13 protein-coding genes are annotated in these 16079 nt (G+C 58.2%); 11 read left to right on the top strand and 2 right to left on the bottom strand.

Annotated features, from left to right (window positions below):
- Positions 1 to 84: 84 nt before the first annotated feature.
- Entirely contained in the window at positions 85 to 2685 is a 2601-nt protein-coding gene (locus tag DXA66_RS00705; RefSeq protein ID WP_118526161.1) for a translation factor GTPase family protein, read from the top strand.
- 1 nt (position 2686) lies between these two features.
- Positions 2687 to 3586 carry an NAD(P)H-hydrate dehydratase gene (locus DXA66_RS00700; RefSeq protein ID WP_118526159.1) on the top strand — a complete coding sequence of 300 codons (900 nt, stop codon included), beginning with the start codon at positions 2687 to 2689 and terminating at the stop codon, positions 3584 to 3586.
- Between the two features lie 54 nt (positions 3587 to 3640).
- Here DXA66_RS00700 and yiaK read toward each other — a convergent pair whose 3' ends face one another.
- Complete coding sequence (gene yiaK / locus DXA66_RS00695) at positions 3641 to 4642, bottom strand: 3-dehydro-L-gulonate 2-dehydrogenase (protein ID WP_118526157.1); 1002 nt, start codon at positions 4640 to 4642, stop codon at positions 3641 to 3643.
- A gap of 445 nt (positions 4643 to 5087) precedes the next feature.
- Here yiaK and DXA66_RS00690 point away from each other — a divergent pair, with 445 nt between their 5' ends.
- The 6 genes from DXA66_RS00690 (at position 5088) to DXA66_RS00665 (ending at position 11284) form a co-directional block, all read left to right on the top strand.
- Positions 5088 to 6962, top strand: a complete 1875-nt coding sequence (locus DXA66_RS00690) for a beta-glucoside-specific PTS transporter subunit IIABC (protein ID WP_118526155.1) — start codon at positions 5088 to 5090, stop codon at positions 6960 to 6962.
- Positions 6959 to 8413, top strand: coding sequence for a glycoside hydrolase family 1 protein (locus tag DXA66_RS00685; RefSeq protein WP_118526153.1), 1455 nt, complete (start codon positions 6959 to 6961; stop codon positions 8411 to 8413). Before DXA66_RS00690 ends, DXA66_RS00685 begins: the two co-directional genes overlap by 4 nt.
- Positions 8414 to 8452: 39 nt before the next feature.
- Positions 8453 to 9289, top strand: a complete 837-nt coding sequence (locus DXA66_RS00680; RefSeq protein WP_005945634.1) for a PRD domain-containing protein — start codon at positions 8453 to 8455, stop codon at positions 9287 to 9289.
- 84 nt (positions 9290 to 9373) lie between these two features.
- Positions 9374 to 10306, top strand: coding sequence for an AEC family transporter (locus DXA66_RS00675; protein WP_118526151.1), 933 nt, complete (start codon positions 9374 to 9376; stop codon positions 10304 to 10306).
- Positions 10307 to 10358: 52 nt separating this feature from the next.
- Positions 10359 to 10772: an SseB family protein gene (locus DXA66_RS00670; protein WP_118526149.1), complete on the top strand. Its 414-nt coding sequence runs from the start codon at positions 10359 to 10361 to the stop codon at positions 10770 to 10772.
- Between the two features lie 35 nt (positions 10773 to 10807).
- Positions 10808 to 11284, top strand: a complete 477-nt coding sequence (locus DXA66_RS00665; RefSeq protein ID WP_118526147.1) for a pyridoxamine 5'-phosphate oxidase family protein — start codon at positions 10808 to 10810, stop codon at positions 11282 to 11284.
- 195 nt (positions 11285 to 11479) lie between these two features.
- Here DXA66_RS00665 and DXA66_RS00660 read toward each other — a convergent pair whose 3' ends face one another.
- Entirely contained in the window at positions 11480 to 12391 is a 912-nt protein-coding gene (locus DXA66_RS00660) for a LysR family transcriptional regulator (protein ID WP_118526145.1), read from the bottom strand.
- A gap of 152 nt (positions 12392 to 12543) precedes the next feature.
- Here DXA66_RS00660 and DXA66_RS00655 point away from each other — a divergent pair, with 152 nt between their 5' ends.
- The 3 genes from DXA66_RS00655 to pyrB are packed head-to-tail and all read left to right on the top strand — an operon-like array spanning position 12544 to position 16019.
- Positions 12544 to 13767, top strand: coding sequence for an argininosuccinate synthase (locus DXA66_RS00655; protein ID WP_097777554.1), 1224 nt, complete (start codon positions 12544 to 12546; stop codon positions 13765 to 13767).
- A 6-nt stretch (positions 13768 to 13773) separates the two neighbouring features.
- The gene (locus tag DXA66_RS00650) at positions 13774 to 15075 is read left to right on the top strand and encodes an adenylosuccinate synthase (protein ID WP_118526143.1); all 1302 of its coding nucleotides are present in this window, start codon (positions 13774 to 13776) and stop codon (positions 15073 to 15075) included.
- Complete coding sequence (gene pyrB / locus DXA66_RS00645) at positions 15072 to 16019, top strand: aspartate carbamoyltransferase (protein ID WP_044954226.1); 948 nt, start codon at positions 15072 to 15074, stop codon at positions 16017 to 16019. Before DXA66_RS00650 ends, pyrB begins: the two co-directional genes overlap by 4 nt.
- Positions 16020 to 16079 lie beyond the last annotated feature (60 nt).

The following is a 16079-nucleotide window of genomic DNA, read 5'->3' as shown; positions in this document are numbered from 1 at the left end:
TCGACCCCATTCTAAATCAAAAACTTTTCTTTTTTCCCCATCCGTGCTACAATAAAAATGAATTTTTGATTGTAGGAGAAGCGGATGGAAACAACGCATAAACAAATCGTTCTGGGCATCCTTGCCCATGTGGACTCCGGCAAGACCACCCTTTCGGAAGCCATGCTCTACCGCTCCGGCGCGATCCGCAAGCTGGGCCGTGTGGATCACAAGGATGCCTTTCTGGATACCGACACGCTTGAAAAAGCGCGCGGCATCACCATCTTTTCCAAGCAGGCCCTGTTGACGGCGGGCAATACGGATATCACATTGTTGGACACCCCCGGACATGTGGATTTTTCCACCGAGACAGAGCGCACCCTGCAGGTGCTGGACTATGCTGTGCTGGTGGTAAGCGGCACCGACGGCGTGCAGAGCCACACCGAGACGCTCTGGCGGCTGCTGCGGCGCTACCATGTGCCCACCTTTGTGTTCGTGAACAAGATGGATCTGCCCGGCAAGAGCAGGGAAGAGCTGCTCGCCCAGCTGAACCACCGTCTGGGCGAGGGCTTTGTGGCCTTTGATGTGCCGCAGGCCGACCGGGACGAAGCACTGGCCCTTTGTGACGAAAACCTGATGGACCGGATGCTGGATGCCGGGCAGTTGACCGATGCGGACCTCATCCCGGCCGTTGCACGCCGGCATGTGTTCCCGTGCTGGTTCGGTTCGGCGCTGCGGCGTACCGAAAACGATGCACTGGAAAGCGTGGATGCTCTGCTGGACGGGATTGACCGCTATACCCGTCCGGCTCCCGCGCTGGATGCCTTTGGTGCCAAGGTGTTCAAGGTGTCGCAGGATGAGCAGGGCACGCGCCTGACATGGCTGCGCGTGACTGGCGGCGAACTGAAGGTAAAGGCCCAGCTCTCCGGCGAAGCAGATGGTGAGCCGTGGGAGGAAAAGGCAAACCAGCTGCGGCTGTACTCCGGCGTAAAGTATACGCTGGCGGAAGCCATCGGCCCGGGGCAGGTGTGCGCCGTCACCGGCCTGACCAAGGCGCGCCCGGGCGAGGGCCTTGGCGCGGAACGCGACAGCGATGTGCCGGTTCTGGAACCGGTGCTCAGCTATCAGGTGCTGCTGCCGGAGGGGGCTGATGTGCACGCGGCACTGGGCAAGCTGCACCGGCTGGAAGAAGAGGAGCCGCAGCTCCATGTGGTATGGAACGAGACTTTGGGCGAGATCCATGTGCAGCTCATGGGTGAGGTGCAGCTGGAAGTGCTGCGCAGTTTGCTGGCAGAGCGCTTTGGCCTGAACGTGGAGTTCGGCCCCGGTGGCATTCTGTACAAGGAGACCATCACGGAGCCTATGGAGGGCGTGGGCCACTACGAGCCGCTGCGCCACTATGCGGAGGTGCATGTCAAGCTGGAGCCCCTGCCCCGCGGCAGCGGGATGCAGTTTGCCGCCGACTGCCGGGAAGAAGTGCTGGACAAGAACTGGCAGCGCCTTGTGCTGACCCATCTGGAAGAAAAGCAGCACCTTGGCGTGCTGACCGGTGCACCGCTGACGGACGTGAAGATCACCCTCATTGCGGGCCGCGCCCATCTCAAACACACGGAGGGCGGAGATTTCCGGCAGGCCACCTATCGAGCGGTGCGGCAGGGCCTGATGCTGGCCAAAAGCCAGCTGCTGGAGCCATGGTATGCCTTTCGGCTGGAAGTGCCGGTGGAAAACCTTGGCCGTGCCATGACCGATATCCAGCGCATGGAGGGCAGCTTTGACCCGCCAGAGAGCGGGGAAGAGGCTGCTGTGCTCACCGGTTTTGCACCGGTGGCCACCATGCGCAGCTACCCCATGGAGGTGGTGGGCTATACCCGGGGCCGGGGACACCTGACCCTGATGCTGGACGGCTACCGGCCCTGCCACAATGCGGCGGAGATCATTGAAGCTGTGGGCTACGAGCCGGAGCACGACCTTGACAACCCGGCAGATTCGGTGTTCTGTGCCCATGGCGCGGGCTTTGTGGTGCCTTGGGATCAGGTGCGCAGCCACATGCATGTGGACAGCGGCTGGGGAAAAAGCAAAAGCCCGGAGCAGGAGACGCAGGCCGTGCCCCAGCGCCGGACAGCAGCTTACCGCGCAACACTGGAAGAGGATGCCGAGCTGCTCAAAATCTTCGAGCGCACCTATGGCCCCATCAAACGGGACCCGCTGGCGGCATTCCGCCCGGTGCAAAAGCGGGAACGCCCGGATTTTGATGCCCAGCAGTGGGAAATCCTGCCCGAATATCTGCTGGTGGACGGCTACAATATCATCTTTGCGTGGGATGAGCTGAACGCCCTTGCAAAGGACAGTCTGGAAGCGGCCCGCCACAAGCTGATGGATATTCTGTGCAACTATCAGGGCTACCAGAAGTGCAATCTTATTCTTGTATTCGATGCCTATCGTGTGCCGGGCAGCCCCGGCAGCATTGAGCAGTACCACAATATCCATGTGGTCTACACCAAGGAAGCCGAAACCGCCGATATGTTCATCGAGCACGTTACTCATGAGATCGGCAAGGGGCGGCGGGTGCGTGTGGCTACTTCCGACGGCATGGAGCAGATCATCATTCTGGGCCACGGCGCGCTGCGTGTCTCCGCCCGCATGTTCCATGAGGAAGTGCAAAATGTGGAAAAGCAGATCCGCAAACTGGTGCAGGGGGAAGCATAAAATGTCAACCGAGATCACATCCGAGTTTGTCTGGCACAGTATCCCGCCGCGCCCGCGCGACAGCCACAAGGGCAGCTTTGGCACCGTGCTGGCTGTGGCAGGCAGCGCATATTACCGAGGTGCGGCCCTGCTGGCTGCCGAGGGTGCGCTGCGCACCGGTGCGGGCATTGTGACGCTGGCCAGCGTGGAGCCGGTATTGGCAGCTGCGGTGGCCCGCCTGCCAGAATGCTGCCTGTGTCCCTGCGTAGCGGGGGCCGAAGGCGGCATCTCACCGGAGAGCATTCCACGGCTCCAGCGCCAGAAGGCGACGGTGCTGCTGCTGGGTCCGGGCCTTGGCGGTACAGCCCAGAGCACAGGCCGCGCGGCCGAAACACGCACGCTGGTGCAGAAGCTTCTGCCCGGCTTTGCAGGCAGCGCGGTGCTGGACGCTGATGGCCTGAATGCCGCCGCGCAGCTGCTTCCATATCTTGGAACACTCCCCCACCCGGCGGGAGAGCTGATCGTGACCCCGCATCCCGGTGAAATGGCCCGGCTCGCCGGCCTTTCCGTGACAGAGATCAGCGCCGACCGTGAGAAAATTGCCCGGCAGTATGCAGAAAAATGGAACGTCGTGGTGGTGCTCAAAGGTTCCCACACCGTTGTAGCTGCGCCGGATGGCCGTGCATGCGTGAATCCCACCGGCAACCCGGGCCTTGCCCGGGGCGGCAGCGGAGATGTACTGGCCGGTATGACGGCGGCCCTGCTGGCCTGCGGCCTGCCTGCATACGAAGCTGCGGCCTGCGCGGTGTATCTGCACGGTGCCGCTGCCGACCGTGCCGCTGCTGCGCTTGGCGAGTACGGAATGCTGCCGCATGATATCCTGTCCCAGCTGGGCCGGATATTTGCGGAAAACCACAGATAAAAAGAAAAGGGGCGTCTCTCTGTCTGCCGGAGAGACACCCCTTTTAACATTACATCACATCGCCAGCACTTCGGCCCACTTTTCCTCGGCTACCGGGATGCCAAGCTCCATGTTCTCCTTGCGGCTGCGGTGCTCGCCCATGCCGGGGCAGCGCACCTCACGGCCCGGCTCTGCAGGCTCACTGGATGCCACATCGGCGGCAATGGCATCAATGACGGCATCGGTGAGGTCGGCGGACTGGAACTTTGCCGGATCAATGGCAATCATGATCTGGGTCAGGCCCACTTCATCGCCAAAGGTGCCGATCTTTGCCACCGAGTTTGCGCCCGTCAGGATAGTACCGATCATATCCAGCAGGATGGAAAGGCCGCTGCCCTTCCAGTAGCCAATGGGGATCATGCGGCGGGTCTCTTCAATGGCAGCGGGGTCGGTGGTTAGTCTGCCGTCTGCATCGTAGCCGCCCGCCACAGGCAGCTGCTTGCCGGCCAGACGCATCGTTTCCAGCTTGCCGTAGCTGAACTGGCTCAGGGCGCAATCCACCATGATGTGTTCCCCGTTCGAGCGCGGCACGGCCAGAATGAGCGGGTTGTTGCCGATGTGGTTGTCCTTTGCGCCCCATGCAGGCATGTTGGGGCAGGTGTTGGACCAGCAGATGCCGATGCAGCCCGCGTCTGCGGCCTGCCAGCCGTAGGTGCCGCCGCGCATCCAGTGGTTGTTGTTGCCCAGCGCCACCATGCCAATGCCGAACTGATGAGCCAGCTCTATGGCATGGTCCATGGCGTGCTTGGCGTTCAGCGGGCCAAAGCCGCGCTTGCCGTCCCAGCGCTCCATGGCACCAAAGCTGGCAATGCACTCGGCCTCAGAGACGGGGTCGATCTCGCCCTTGCGCAGGTATTCCACCACGCGGGGGAAGCGGTTCAGCCCGTGGCTGAACACGCCGGCCAGACTGTTCTGGGCAAAGATCTCGGCCGCTTCGTGGGCACGCTCTGGACTGAAACCGTATTTGGTCAGGACCCGCTCAAATTCGGCCAGCATAGTCTCGTAAGCAATGCGCATGGATGGTACCTCCTGTATGTAAAAAGTGATAAACAGATCGTTACACTTATTATAACAAGCGGCGGCGCGGTGCGCAAGATGTGCGGTCGGCATCAGGGCAGGGCGGTGAAAGGAGTACACGAGCACACACCGACAGCTATGTGAATAAACAAACGAATGTACGAACTTCATAATTTTTTAAGATTTATTTTGTGAAAAAGTCATATTGAAAAACGAAAAGATGATTGATATACTAATACCACAATATCCAGTTGGACATGTTACTGGTAATGCAGGCAGGATCTGATGGAATGACGAATACCTTTTCTTTTGGGTGAATTGTAGCCAGATACTATGATTCCGGGAGAAATTGTACACGGAGTCATTCTGTTGGGTCTTTTTTCTTTTGTCCGCTTCGGCCGGGCGGCAGGGAAATGCCACCACACACAAGATAAAGGAGAACAAAATGAAGAACTACAAGCAGACTGCCTCCGACGTGCTGCGTCTGGTTGGCGGCGAGAAGAACGTTGTGCAGGTCGAGCACTGCTCCACCCGCCTGCGCTTCACTCTGGCAGACACCTCCAAGGTGGATGCTGCAGCCCTGAAAAAGACTGCCGGTGTTATGGGCGTTATTTCCAGCGGCCCGCAGTGTCAGGTGGTCATCGGCAACGATGTCATCGAAGTGTACGATGAGCTGCTCAAGCTGGGCACTTTCAATGCAGGTCAGGCTGCAGCTCCCGCTGCCCCCAAGGGCAAAAAAGAGATCGGCGGCATTATTCTGGACTACATGGTCGGCATCTTCCAGCCGCTGGTCCCCGCCATTGCAGGTGCAGGCGTTCTGAAGGCTCTGATGGTGCTGCTGAGCACTCTGGGCCTGATGAGCAGCGGAGATATCGCCTATAAGGTGTTTGTCGGCGTGGCAGATGCAGCTCTGTACTACCTGCCCGTCATGGTCGCCTTCACCACTGCAACCAAGTTCAACTGCAACAAGCTGGTGTCGGTAGCTCTGGCTGCTGCCATGATCCACCCCAGCGTTTCCGCTCTGCTGGCTACCGAGGGCGGTGCTTACTTCCTCGGCATCAAGCTGCAGAACATCGCTTACGGCGGACAGGTATTCCCGGCTATCCTGACCGTCATTTTCATGTCCTTTATTGAAAAGTGGGCCAACAAGTGGTGCCCCAAGGCCATCCGCGTGTTCTTTGTGCCCATGCTGTGCTTCGGCATCGGCTTCCCTGTGGCGCTGGTCGTCCTCGGACCTCTGGGCTACAACATCGGTGCTCTGCTGACCACCGTGATCCTGGCTCTGTACAACACGCTGGGCTGGCTGGCCGTTGCTCTGCTGGCTGCTGTGCTGCCCTTCATGATCTCCATGGGCATGCATAAGGCTCTGGTCCCCTACGCAGTTGCTTCTATTTCTGACCCCGGCTTTGAAATGCTGTACATGCCTGCTTCTCTGGCACACAACATCTCTGAGGGCGGTGCCTGCCTCGGCGTTGCTCTGAAAACTAAGGACGAAAACCTGCGCGCTACCGCGATCTCCGCTGGCATCTCCGGCCTGTTCGGCATCACCGAGCCTGCTCTGTACGGTGTTACCCTGCAGCACAAGAAGGTCATGATGTCCGTTGTGGTCTCCAGCTTCATCGGTGGTCTGTTCGTTGGCCTGATGAAGGTCAAGGCATTCGTTGCCATGGGCCCCGGTCTGGCTGGCATGGCCATGTTCGTTGACCCGGATAACGGCAAGAACATCCTGTGGGCTGCAGTTGGTCTGGTGATCTCTGTTGTGGCCTCCTTCGCACTGTCCTTCTTCCTGTATAAGGACGAGACCCCCGCAGAGGATGAGACCGCTGCACCCGCTCCCGAGACTGCTGCAGACGCAGCAGCTGCGGATTCCACCATCAGCAGCCCCCTGCAGGGCAAGGCCATTGCTCTGGAAGAGGTCAAGGATGAAGTTTTCTCCCAGAAGATCCTGGGCGACGGCATTGCCGTGGTGCCCGAGAAGGGTGAGCTGTACGCTCCCGCTGACGGCGTGATCGAGTCCGTGTTCGGCACCAAGCACGCCATCTCCATGAAGACCGCTGCCGGTGCTGAACTGCTCATGCACATCGGCATGGACACCGTCAAGCGCGACGGCAAGGGCTTTGACCCGCAGGTCAAGGACGGCGAGACTGTCAAGAAGGGCCAGCTGCTGATGAAGTTTGACCTTGACGGAATCAAGGCAGACGGTTATGATGTAACTACCCCCATCGTCGTGACCAACGCCGATGAGTTCACCATCAAGACTGTGGCCGAGGGCGCTGTGGTGCCCGGTGCCGCACTGCTGAAACTGGAGGCAAATAAATGAGTTTCCCCAAAGGCTTTTTCTGGGGCGGCGCTGTTGCCGCGAACCAGGTAGAGGGCGCATGGAACGTGGATGGCAAAGGCCCCAGCGTGGCCGATGTTGCCACCTACAAGCCCAACACCGACGTGAAGGATTACAAGTCCCATGTTGCCATGGACGACGCACACATTGCTGCCGCCATGGCCGACCCGGATGATACCTATTATCCCAAGCGCCGCGGCATCGACTTCTACCATCATTACAAAGAAGACCTGAAGCTGTTTGCCGAGATGGGCTTTACCATGCTGCGCGTTTCCATTGCATGGACCCGCATCTTCCCCACCGGCGAGGAAGCAGAGCCGAACGAAAAGGGCCTGCAGTTCTACAACGACCTGTTCGCTGAGATGCACAAGAACGGCATCGAGCCGCTGGTCACGCTGAGCCACTACGAAATGCCGCTGGCACTGGCCACCAAGTACAATGGCTGGGTGGATCGCCGCGTGATCGACTGCTTTGCAAAGTTCTGCCATGCGTGCTTTGAGCGCTACAAGGATCAGGTCAAGTACTGGCTCACCTTCAACGAGGTGGACAGCGTGATCCGTCACCCCTTCACCACCGCCGGCATCATCCCCAGCCGCGTGCCCGAGGATAAGATGCTGGAGACCTGCTATCAGGCCCTGCACCACCAGCTGGTGGCCAGCGCTATGGTAGTAAAGGACTGCCACGAGATCATCCCCGGCAGCAAGGTGGGCTGCATGCTGACCAAGCTCACCACCTATGCCCGCACCTGCGCACCCGATGATGAGCTGGCTACTCAGGCAAAGAATCTGGAAAACCTGTTCTATGCCGATGTGCATGTCTGGGGCGAGTACCCCCGCCTGATCCTCAAGATGTTCGAGCGCAAGGGCATCCACGTGGAAATGCTGCCCGAGGATGCCGCTACCCTGAAGGCAGGCTGTGTGGACTTTGTTTCCTGCAGCTACTATATGACCATGACCGAGTCTGTGGACCCGAACGCAGAGCGTACCCCCGGCAACACCGTGCTGGGTGTCAAGAACCCGTATCTGCCCTCCACCGACTGGGGCTGGCAGATCGACCCCAAGGGCCTGCGCTACAGCCTGATCGAGCTGTATGACCGTTACCGTAAGCCGCTGATGGTGGTGGAGAACGGCATGGGTGCCAAGGACGTGGTGGAGGCCGACGGCTCCATCCACGACCCCTACCGTGTAGAGTACTTCCGCCAGCACATCAGCGAAATGGGCAAGGCCATCGATGAGGGTGTTGAGATGTGGGGCTACACTACATGGGCACCCATCGACCTGATCTCTGCATCCACCAACCAGATGTCCAAACGCTATGGCTTTATCTATGTGGATCAGGATGATATGGGCAACGGTACTCTGGCCCGCAGCCGTAAGGACAGCTTCTACTGGTACAAGAAGGTCATTGCTTCCAACGGCGAAGATTTGGATTAAGCGGCAGTCTTAAGGTTTCAACGGAAGGAGGAGGGACCGATGCACATTCAGAAGGTGCTGAACAGCAGTGTTGTGCTGGTGCAGGATGACAGCGGCGAGGAATCCATTCTGCTGGGCAAGGGCATCGGCTATGGCCGCAAGGCGGGCGAGCCCATTGAACGGCAGCCCTCAGACCGCGTGTTCCTTCCATTGTCAAACCCGGACGCACAGCCTATGCTGGAGCTGTTTTCCAGCATTCCGGCATCCTATCTGGAACTGACGCAGGACATTGTGGACGACGCAGAGCAGTCGCTGGGAGTCAAGCTTTCGGCGCACATCTATCTGCTGCTGACCGACCACCTGCATTTTGCAGTGGAGCGCCAGCAAAAAGGTCTTGTGGTGACCAACCGTATCTTCTGGGAAATCAAGCATTTTTATCCCAAGGAGTACGCGGTGGGCCAGCGCGGCCTGCAGAAGGTAAAGGCAAAGCTTGGCATCGAGCTGCCGGACGAAGAGGCAGGCAACATCGCCTTCCATATCGTCAACGCCCGGCAGGACCCGCAGGCCGGCTACGATGCCATGCGGGCAGCGCAGCTGATCGGTGAGCTGTCCAACATTGTCACCTACAGTATGCACTGCCCGGTGAGCACCGAGAGCATCCACTATGCGCGGTTCGTGAGCCACCTGCAGTATTTTGCCGAGCGGTTCTTCTCCGGCAAACTGATGGACAGCGAGGACGACTTTTTGTTCCAGCAGATGCAGCAGAATTATCCGGCAGCGGTGACCTGCGCGGAAAAAATACGCACCTTTGTGCTGCGCAAGTACGGCGTGTTTTTGCCCAACGAGGAAACCGCTTATCTGGCGCTGCATGTGGCGCGGCTGACGAGCGGCAAATAAAATCAGAAAAAGGGGAGAGCTGCCTTGCGGAAGGCGGCTCTCCTTTTGGGCTTTTACAACACAAGACGGAAAAGAGGAAGAACAATGCAGATCAGCATTCTTTTGGCCCAGCAAATCGCACAGCTGTTCCTGATCCTGATCATGGGCTATGCTGTGGTCAAAGCAGGGCTGCTGAAGGCCAGCGACAGCCGGGTGCTCTCGGTGGTCATGGTGTATCTGGTCACGCCCTGCGTGATCATCAACGCATTCCAGATCGACGATACGCCGGAGATCCGCAAGGGACTTTTGTACTCCATGGCGATTGCGGCGGCTATCCATGTAGTGCTGCTGGTGCTCAGCGCCCTGTTGAGCCGCCCGCTCAAGCTGGATGCCGTGGAGCAGGTGAATGTGATCTACAGCAACGCCGCTGCACTGGTGATCCCGTTGGTCAAGGCTCTGATGGGCGATGCGTATGTCATTTACTCCTGCGCATTCATCATTGTGCAGCTGGTGCTGCTGTGGACCCACGCCAGTTCCCTTTTGCAGGGCAGCAGTGCGCTGGACTGGAAAAAGGTGCTCACCAATATCAACATGATCGCCATTGCAGCCGGTGCACTGCTGTACTGGTTCCGTGTGGTGCTGCCTGCACCGCTGCAGAATACCATGAGCACAGTGGGCAACATGATGGGACCGATGGGCATGCTGCTGGCCGGTATGGCCATTGCAGAAAAGCCGCTGCGGGAGGTGTTCTGCACCCGCCGCAACTATCTGCCCACAGTGCTGCGTCTGGTGGTATGCCCGCTGGTGGTTCTGGTGCTGCTGTGGGTCTGCCATGCATCCAGCTGGGTGGCCGACGGCAAGAACATCCTGATGACGGTCTACCTTGCCGCCATCACCCCTGCCTGTGCTACTGTTACCTCCATGGCTCAGCTCTATGACCGCGATGCGGCGCATTCCAGCGCGCTGTATGTGCTGACCACTCTGCTTTCCATTGTGTCTATGCCGGTAATGATCGGCCTGTTCGATCTGCTGCTGTGATGAGCTGCGCTTATTCGCTCTGCCAAAATACAATAGAAAGGAACCAACCTTAATGAATCAACCCAGAGACAAGGGCCTGAACGGCAACGAAAAGATCGAGCAGGCGGTAGCCGCCCTGCAGCAGAAGCCCACACAGGAACAGCTGGCCCACACCCTTACCGTGATCCGGCGGCGCATAAAGGAGCATGGCCAGCTTGTCGTGGCGGTGGAGCCCAATTTGGGCAGTGAACAGATGCAGCTGCGGGCCATCCGGACGGCCGATGGCGCAAGCTGGTGGTATGCATTCACCAGCTTTGACGAGGAAATGAAGGGAGCCGAGCCGGTGCAGTCCACCTTTCTTGTGGATATGGACAAGCTGTTTGATGCAGCGCTTACGGTAAAGGAGATCAGCGGGGTCATCCTGAACCCGTGGAACCGCACCATCCAGCTGGATAAGACCCTCATCCGCATTATCAAGGGCGCATGAGCACCGCAAACATGCGATACATGGAGGAAACAAAAATGTTCAGACCCATGAGAAGAGCCAGCCGCGCCATCCCGGAAGAAGCTGCAAAGCACCTGTTGCAGCAGTCCCGGCGGGGCGTGCTGGCAGTGAACGGTGACGACGGCTATCCCTTTGCGATCCCGGTGAATTATTACTACGATCAGGAGCACGACAAAATCTACTTCCACGGTGCAAAGTCCGGCCAGAAGGTGGACGCGCTGAAACAGAACGATAAGGTATGCTTTACCGTTTACGGCAACGAACACTTTGAGCCGGGCGACTGGGCGCCTTATGTGCAGAGCACCGTGGTGTTTGGCCGCTGCCATCTGATCGACGATGCCGCTGCTACCGAGGCCCGCGTGCGGGAGCTTGGCATGAAGTATTACCCCGGCAAGGAAGAGGTGGAAAAGGAAATTGCGCTGTACATCAAGGCCGTGCAGCTTTACGAGATCACCATTGAGCACCTCACCGGCAAACAGATCCAGGAAAAGTAAAAATAAAACAGGGGACTGTTGCAAAATAAAAATGCGATAGCAACTTGCACAAAGAAATAGCACAAAATCAAAAACCCGGAGCTTTTTTTAAGCCGTTTTGGCTGTGAAAAGGTTCCGGGTTTTGTGCATTGTTTTTTCAGAGAGCTATTTTGCAACAGTCCCGTATAGATCAGTTTGCAGGGAAAGGCCCAACAGTTATCTGTGTTCCGGGCGTTTGGGGGCCGCCTTGGTCAGCATCTGCTGGAACTTGCGGGCTGCCGTGTTCAGCGGGCGGTGATGGTCGTACACAAGGCAGATGGAGCGCTGAGGGATGATCTCCTGCAGATGCAGCTGCACGATCTCACCGCGGGCCAGTGCATCCTGCGCCATGGTCTGGGGCAGGAATGCAATGCCCAGCTCACTTTTGACAAGGGTCAGCATCTGGTCGGTGGTGGCAGCCTCGGTATCCGGCTTCAGCACCGCACCGTGATCCAGAAAGAACTGCCGGTAAAAGGCGCGGGTCATGCTTTCGTCGCTCAGGGAGATCAGCGGATAATTGTTCAGCTCCTTCAGTGAAAGGTTCTGGCTGGCAAGGGCAGTAAAGGTCCTGCCGCCCACAAGCACCTCATAAAAGGGCTTCAACTCCACCATTTTCAGGCCGCTTTCCACTTCGGCAGGGGTGGTGATGACGGCAAAATCCACCTCGCCGTTTTTCACGGCCTGCAAAGCCTGCGGCGTGGAGTGGTTGGAGATGCGCAGGCGGATGCCGGGATAGTCCGTGTGGAAGGCGCGCAGCTTTTCTGCAAGGTAGATGTTCAGCGCAGTTTCGGTAGCGCTGATGCTGATCGCACCGTGTTCCAGCGTGGCGCTGGCGCTCAGCTCTTCTTCTGCATCCTGGATCTGCACCGCCGCAGATGCAATGCGGGAGTAAAGCAGTTCACCCTCCGGGGTAAGGGTAACGCCGCGGTTGGAGCGGATGAACAGTACGCAATTCAGCTGGCTTTCCAGCCGGTTCATCGAGTGGGTGATGTTGGGCTGGTTGTTGCCCAGCACCCGCGCGGCTTTGGTGAAATTCTGATATTTCGCGACATAATAAAAGATTTTGTAATATTCCCAGTCCACATACATAGCGGCGTGCCCTCTTTCATGTCAATTTTGTATCGTGACCATGTGCAGGATACTTTTTACACATTCTCTGCTTGCTAGTATAATAACACCGCAATCAAAAATTGCAAGAGGGAATTCAAAAGTATGAAGTGGTTTGAACGGAGGCTGTTCTTATGTCTGAGATCAAAAAGGTCGTGCTGGCCTATTCCGGCGGTCTGGATACTTCCATTATCATCCCATGGCTGAAAGAGCATTACAACAACTGCGAGGTCATTGCAGTGTGCGGCAATGTGGGCCAGAAGGGCGAGCTGGAAGGTCTGGAAGAGCGCGCCAAGGCAAGCGGTGCTTCCAAGCTGTACGTAGAAGATCTGACCGATGAATTTGTGGAGGATTACGTCATCCCCACCATGCAGGCCGGGGCCGATTACGAGGGCTATCTGCTGGGCACCAGCTTTGCACGGCCCATTCTGGCAAAGCGTGTGGTGGAGATCGCCCGCGCCGAGGGTGCAGATGCCGTGTGCCACGGCAGCACCGGCAAGGGCAACGATCAGGTGCGCTTTGAACTGGCCATCATGCACTTTGCACCGGACCTGAAGATCATCACTCCGTGGCGTGAGTGGGATATCCAGAGCCGTGACGAAGAGATCGACTATGCCGAGGCACATCACATCCCGCTGAAGATCAACCGCGAGACCAACTACTCCAAGGATAAGAACCTGTGGCACCTGAGCCATGAGGGCCTTGACCTTGAGGACCCGGGCAACGAGCCGCAGTATGATAAGCCGGGCTTTTTGGAGCTGGGTGTCAGCCCCAAGACCGCACCGGACAAGTCCGAGTTCGTGGAGCTGGCATTTGAAAAGGGCGTGCCGGTGAGCCTGAACGGCGAAAAGATGAAGCCCGCCGTCCTCATTGCCAAGCTGAATGAGATCGGCGGGCGCAACGGCATCGGCCTGTACGATGTGGTGGAGAACCGTCTGGTGGGCATGAAGAGCCGCGGTGTGTACGAGACTCCCGGTGGTACCATCCTCTATAAGGCTCATGAGGTGCTGGAAACTCTGACGCTGGATAAGCTCACTGCCCACAAAAAGCGCGAGCTGTCCATCACATTTGGTGAACTGGTCTATGACGGCCAGTGGTTCAGCCCCCTGCGCAAAGCTCTGAGCGCCTTCGTCACCTCCACGCAGGAAAACGTTACCGGTAAGGTGCGTCTGGAGTTGTACAAGGGCAACATGATCAACGCCGGTGTCTGGTCTCCGTATTCCCTCTACCGTGAGGACATTGCAACTTTTGCTGCCGGCGGCGACTACAAGCAGAGTGATGCTACCGGTTTTATCAGCATCTATGGTCTGCCCACCAAGGTACAGGCTATTGTAAACAACGAAAAAGAAGGTAAATAAGAAGTTATGCTTACCGCAGTTACTGGTATCAATTGGGGCGATGAGGGCAAGGGCCGCGTCATCGATCTGTTAGCCGAACATGCCGATGTTGTTGCCCGCTATCAGGGCGGCAACAATGCCGGCCACACCGTTGTAACGGAGCAGGGCAAGTTCATCCTGAACCTGCTGCCCTCCGGCATCCTGCACCCGGATGTTGTCTGTGTACTGGGTGCGGGCATGGTGATCGACCTCGACCATCTGGCCGGAGAAATGGATGCCATTGAGGAGCGCGGCGTAAAGGTAGGCCCAGAAAACCTGAAACTTTCAGATAAGGCCACCATCTCCATGCCGTGGCACAAGGTGCAGGACGGCTTGGAAGAGGACCGCCTTGCCCAGAAGGGCGCGGCCTTTGGTTCTACCCGCCGCGGCATTGCCTACGCCTACAGCGACAAATACCGCAAAAAGACCCTGCGTCTGGGCGATCTGCTGCATCTGGACGAAAAGCGCGTGCAGGACCGCCTGCACATGATCCTGGAATCCAAGAATCTGGAGCTGGGTGGCTGCTATCATCAGGAACCCATGAGCTACGATGCTCTGCTGGAATGGTGCCGGATGCAGGCCGGACAGTTTGCACCGTATATCTGTGATGTGGGTGCATTTTTGCAGCAGGCTCACGACAGCGGCAAGCGCATCGTGCTGGAAGCCCAGCTGGGTGCCATGCGCGATATCGATTATGGTATCTTCCCGTTCACTTCCAGCTCCAACACGCTGGCAGCCTATGCGCCGCTGGGCGCAGGCATTCCGAACTGCCGTCTTGACCATGTGGTGGGCGTGCTGAAAGCCTACTCCACCTGCGTGGGTGCAGGCCCCTTTGCCGCCGAGAACGCCATGAGCGAGGACTGGAATGAACAGCTGCGCAAGGCAGGCGGCGAGTATGGTGCGGCCACCGGCCGTCCGCGCCGTGTCGGCCCCTTCGACTGTGTGGCCAGCCGCTACGGCCTTACCTGTCAGGGCGCAGACAAGATCGCCCTGACGAAGCTGGATGTGCTCAGCAGCATGAAAGAGATCCCGGTGATCACCGGTTACACATTGGATGGCGTGCAAGTCCCCAGCTTCGACCCGCTGTCCGACCTTGACCGTGTAAAGCCGGTGGTCACTATGCTGCCCGGCTGGAACAAGGATATCTCCGGCTGCAAGAGCTGGGATGAGCTGCCCAAAGAGGCCAAGGCTTACGTGGAATTTCTGGAAAAGCAGCTGGGCCATGAGATCCAGTTCGTCTCCACCGGAGCCGAGCGCGAGAAGTTCGTGCTGAAAGGAGCATGGCTGTGAGACACTTTATTGAGCCCAACAGCTTTTCTCTGGAAGAGCAGCTGGCCCTTCTGGATCTTGCCGACCGGATGGAGGCCGACCCGGCACCCTATGCCCACCTGTGCGATGGGCGCATTCTGGCCACCCTGTTCTACGAGCCTTCAACCCGCACCCGCCTTTCGTTTGAATCGGCCATGCTGCGGCTGGGCGGCAAGACACTGGGCTTTGCAGGGGCACAGCTTTCTTCCGCCAGCAAGGGCGAGACGGTGGAGGACACCGCCCGCGTGGTGAGCAACTACGCCGATGTGATCGCCATGCGCCACCCCAAAGAGGGCGCACCGCTGCGGGCATCCCTTTCTGCACGTGTGCCGGTGATCAATGCAGGCGACGGTGGGCACGCGCATCCCAGCCAGACCATGATCGACCTCATGACGATCCGCCAGCGCAAGGGGCGGCTGGATCATTTGACGATCGGCTTCTGCGGCGACCTCAAGTTTGGCCGCACGGTCCACTCCCTGACCGCTGCGCTGAGCCAGTTTGAGGGCAACCGGTTCGTGTTCATCTCGCCGGAAGATCTGCGCCTGCCGCAGTATGTGAAGAATGAATCGCTGGAGCCGACCCATCAGATCTATAAGGAAACGGCTGACCTTGAAGCTGAGCTGCCGCATCTGGATGTGCTGTACATGACTCGTATCCAGCAGGAGCGCTTTTTCAACGAGGAAGAATACCTGCGCCTGAAAGGCTGCTACCAGCTGGACGAAGCGCTGCTGCAGAAGGCACCGCAGGATATGCCGGTGCTGCATCCGCTGCCCCGCATCGACGAGATCAAAAAGGATGTGGATGACGACCCGCGTGCCGCCTACTTTGATCAAGTGCACAATGGCGTGTATATCCGCATGGCCATCATTCTGGCGTTGCTTGATATCCCTGATCCAGTTACTGGCAAAAAGGTGCTGGAAGCATGATATAAACCTCTTCCCCGAATCCTAAAAAGAAAGCCGGGCAGACCGCAGTCTGCCCGGCTT

The organism is Faecalibacterium sp. OF03-6AC, assembly GCF_003478175.1.
Taxonomy (GTDB): domain Bacteria; phylum Bacillota; class Clostridia; order Oscillospirales; family Ruminococcaceae; genus Faecalibacterium; species Faecalibacterium taiwanense.
Note: the sequence above shows the minus strand (reverse complement) of the source record. Positions and strands in the feature narration are given on the sequence as shown.

Excerpts from the sequence above, each read along its gene's own strand:
- DXA66_RS00705 (WP_118526161.1), top strand. The coding sequence starts at position 85 with ATGGAAACAACGCATAAACAAATCGTTCTGGGCATCCTTGCCCATGTG.
- DXA66_RS00700 (WP_118526159.1), top strand. The coding sequence starts at position 2,687 with ATGTCAACCGAGATCACATCCGAGTTTGTCTGGCACAGTATCCCGCCG.
- yiaK (WP_118526157.1), bottom strand. The coding sequence starts at position 4,642 with ATGCGCATTGCTTACGAGACTATGCTGGCCGAATTTGAGCGGGTCCTG.
- DXA66_RS00690 (WP_118526155.1), top strand. The coding sequence starts at position 5,088 with ATGAAGAACTACAAGCAGACTGCCTCCGACGTGCTGCGTCTGGTTGGC.
- DXA66_RS00685 (WP_118526153.1), top strand. The coding sequence starts at position 6,959 with ATGAGTTTCCCCAAAGGCTTTTTCTGGGGCGGCGCTGTTGCCGCGAAC.
- DXA66_RS00680 (WP_005945634.1), top strand. The coding sequence starts at position 8,453 with ATGCACATTCAGAAGGTGCTGAACAGCAGTGTTGTGCTGGTGCAGGAT.
- DXA66_RS00675 (WP_118526151.1), top strand. The coding sequence starts at position 9,374 with ATGCAGATCAGCATTCTTTTGGCCCAGCAAATCGCACAGCTGTTCCTG.
- DXA66_RS00670 (WP_118526149.1), top strand. The coding sequence starts at position 10,359 with ATGAATCAACCCAGAGACAAGGGCCTGAACGGCAACGAAAAGATCGAG.
- DXA66_RS00665 (WP_118526147.1), top strand. The coding sequence starts at position 10,808 with ATGTTCAGACCCATGAGAAGAGCCAGCCGCGCCATCCCGGAAGAAGCT.
- DXA66_RS00660 (WP_118526145.1), bottom strand. The coding sequence starts at position 12,391 with ATGTATGTGGACTGGGAATATTACAAAATCTTTTATTATGTCGCGAAA.
- DXA66_RS00655 (WP_097777554.1), top strand. The coding sequence starts at position 12,544 with ATGTCTGAGATCAAAAAGGTCGTGCTGGCCTATTCCGGCGGTCTGGAT.
- DXA66_RS00650 (WP_118526143.1), top strand. The coding sequence starts at position 13,774 with ATGCTTACCGCAGTTACTGGTATCAATTGGGGCGATGAGGGCAAGGGC.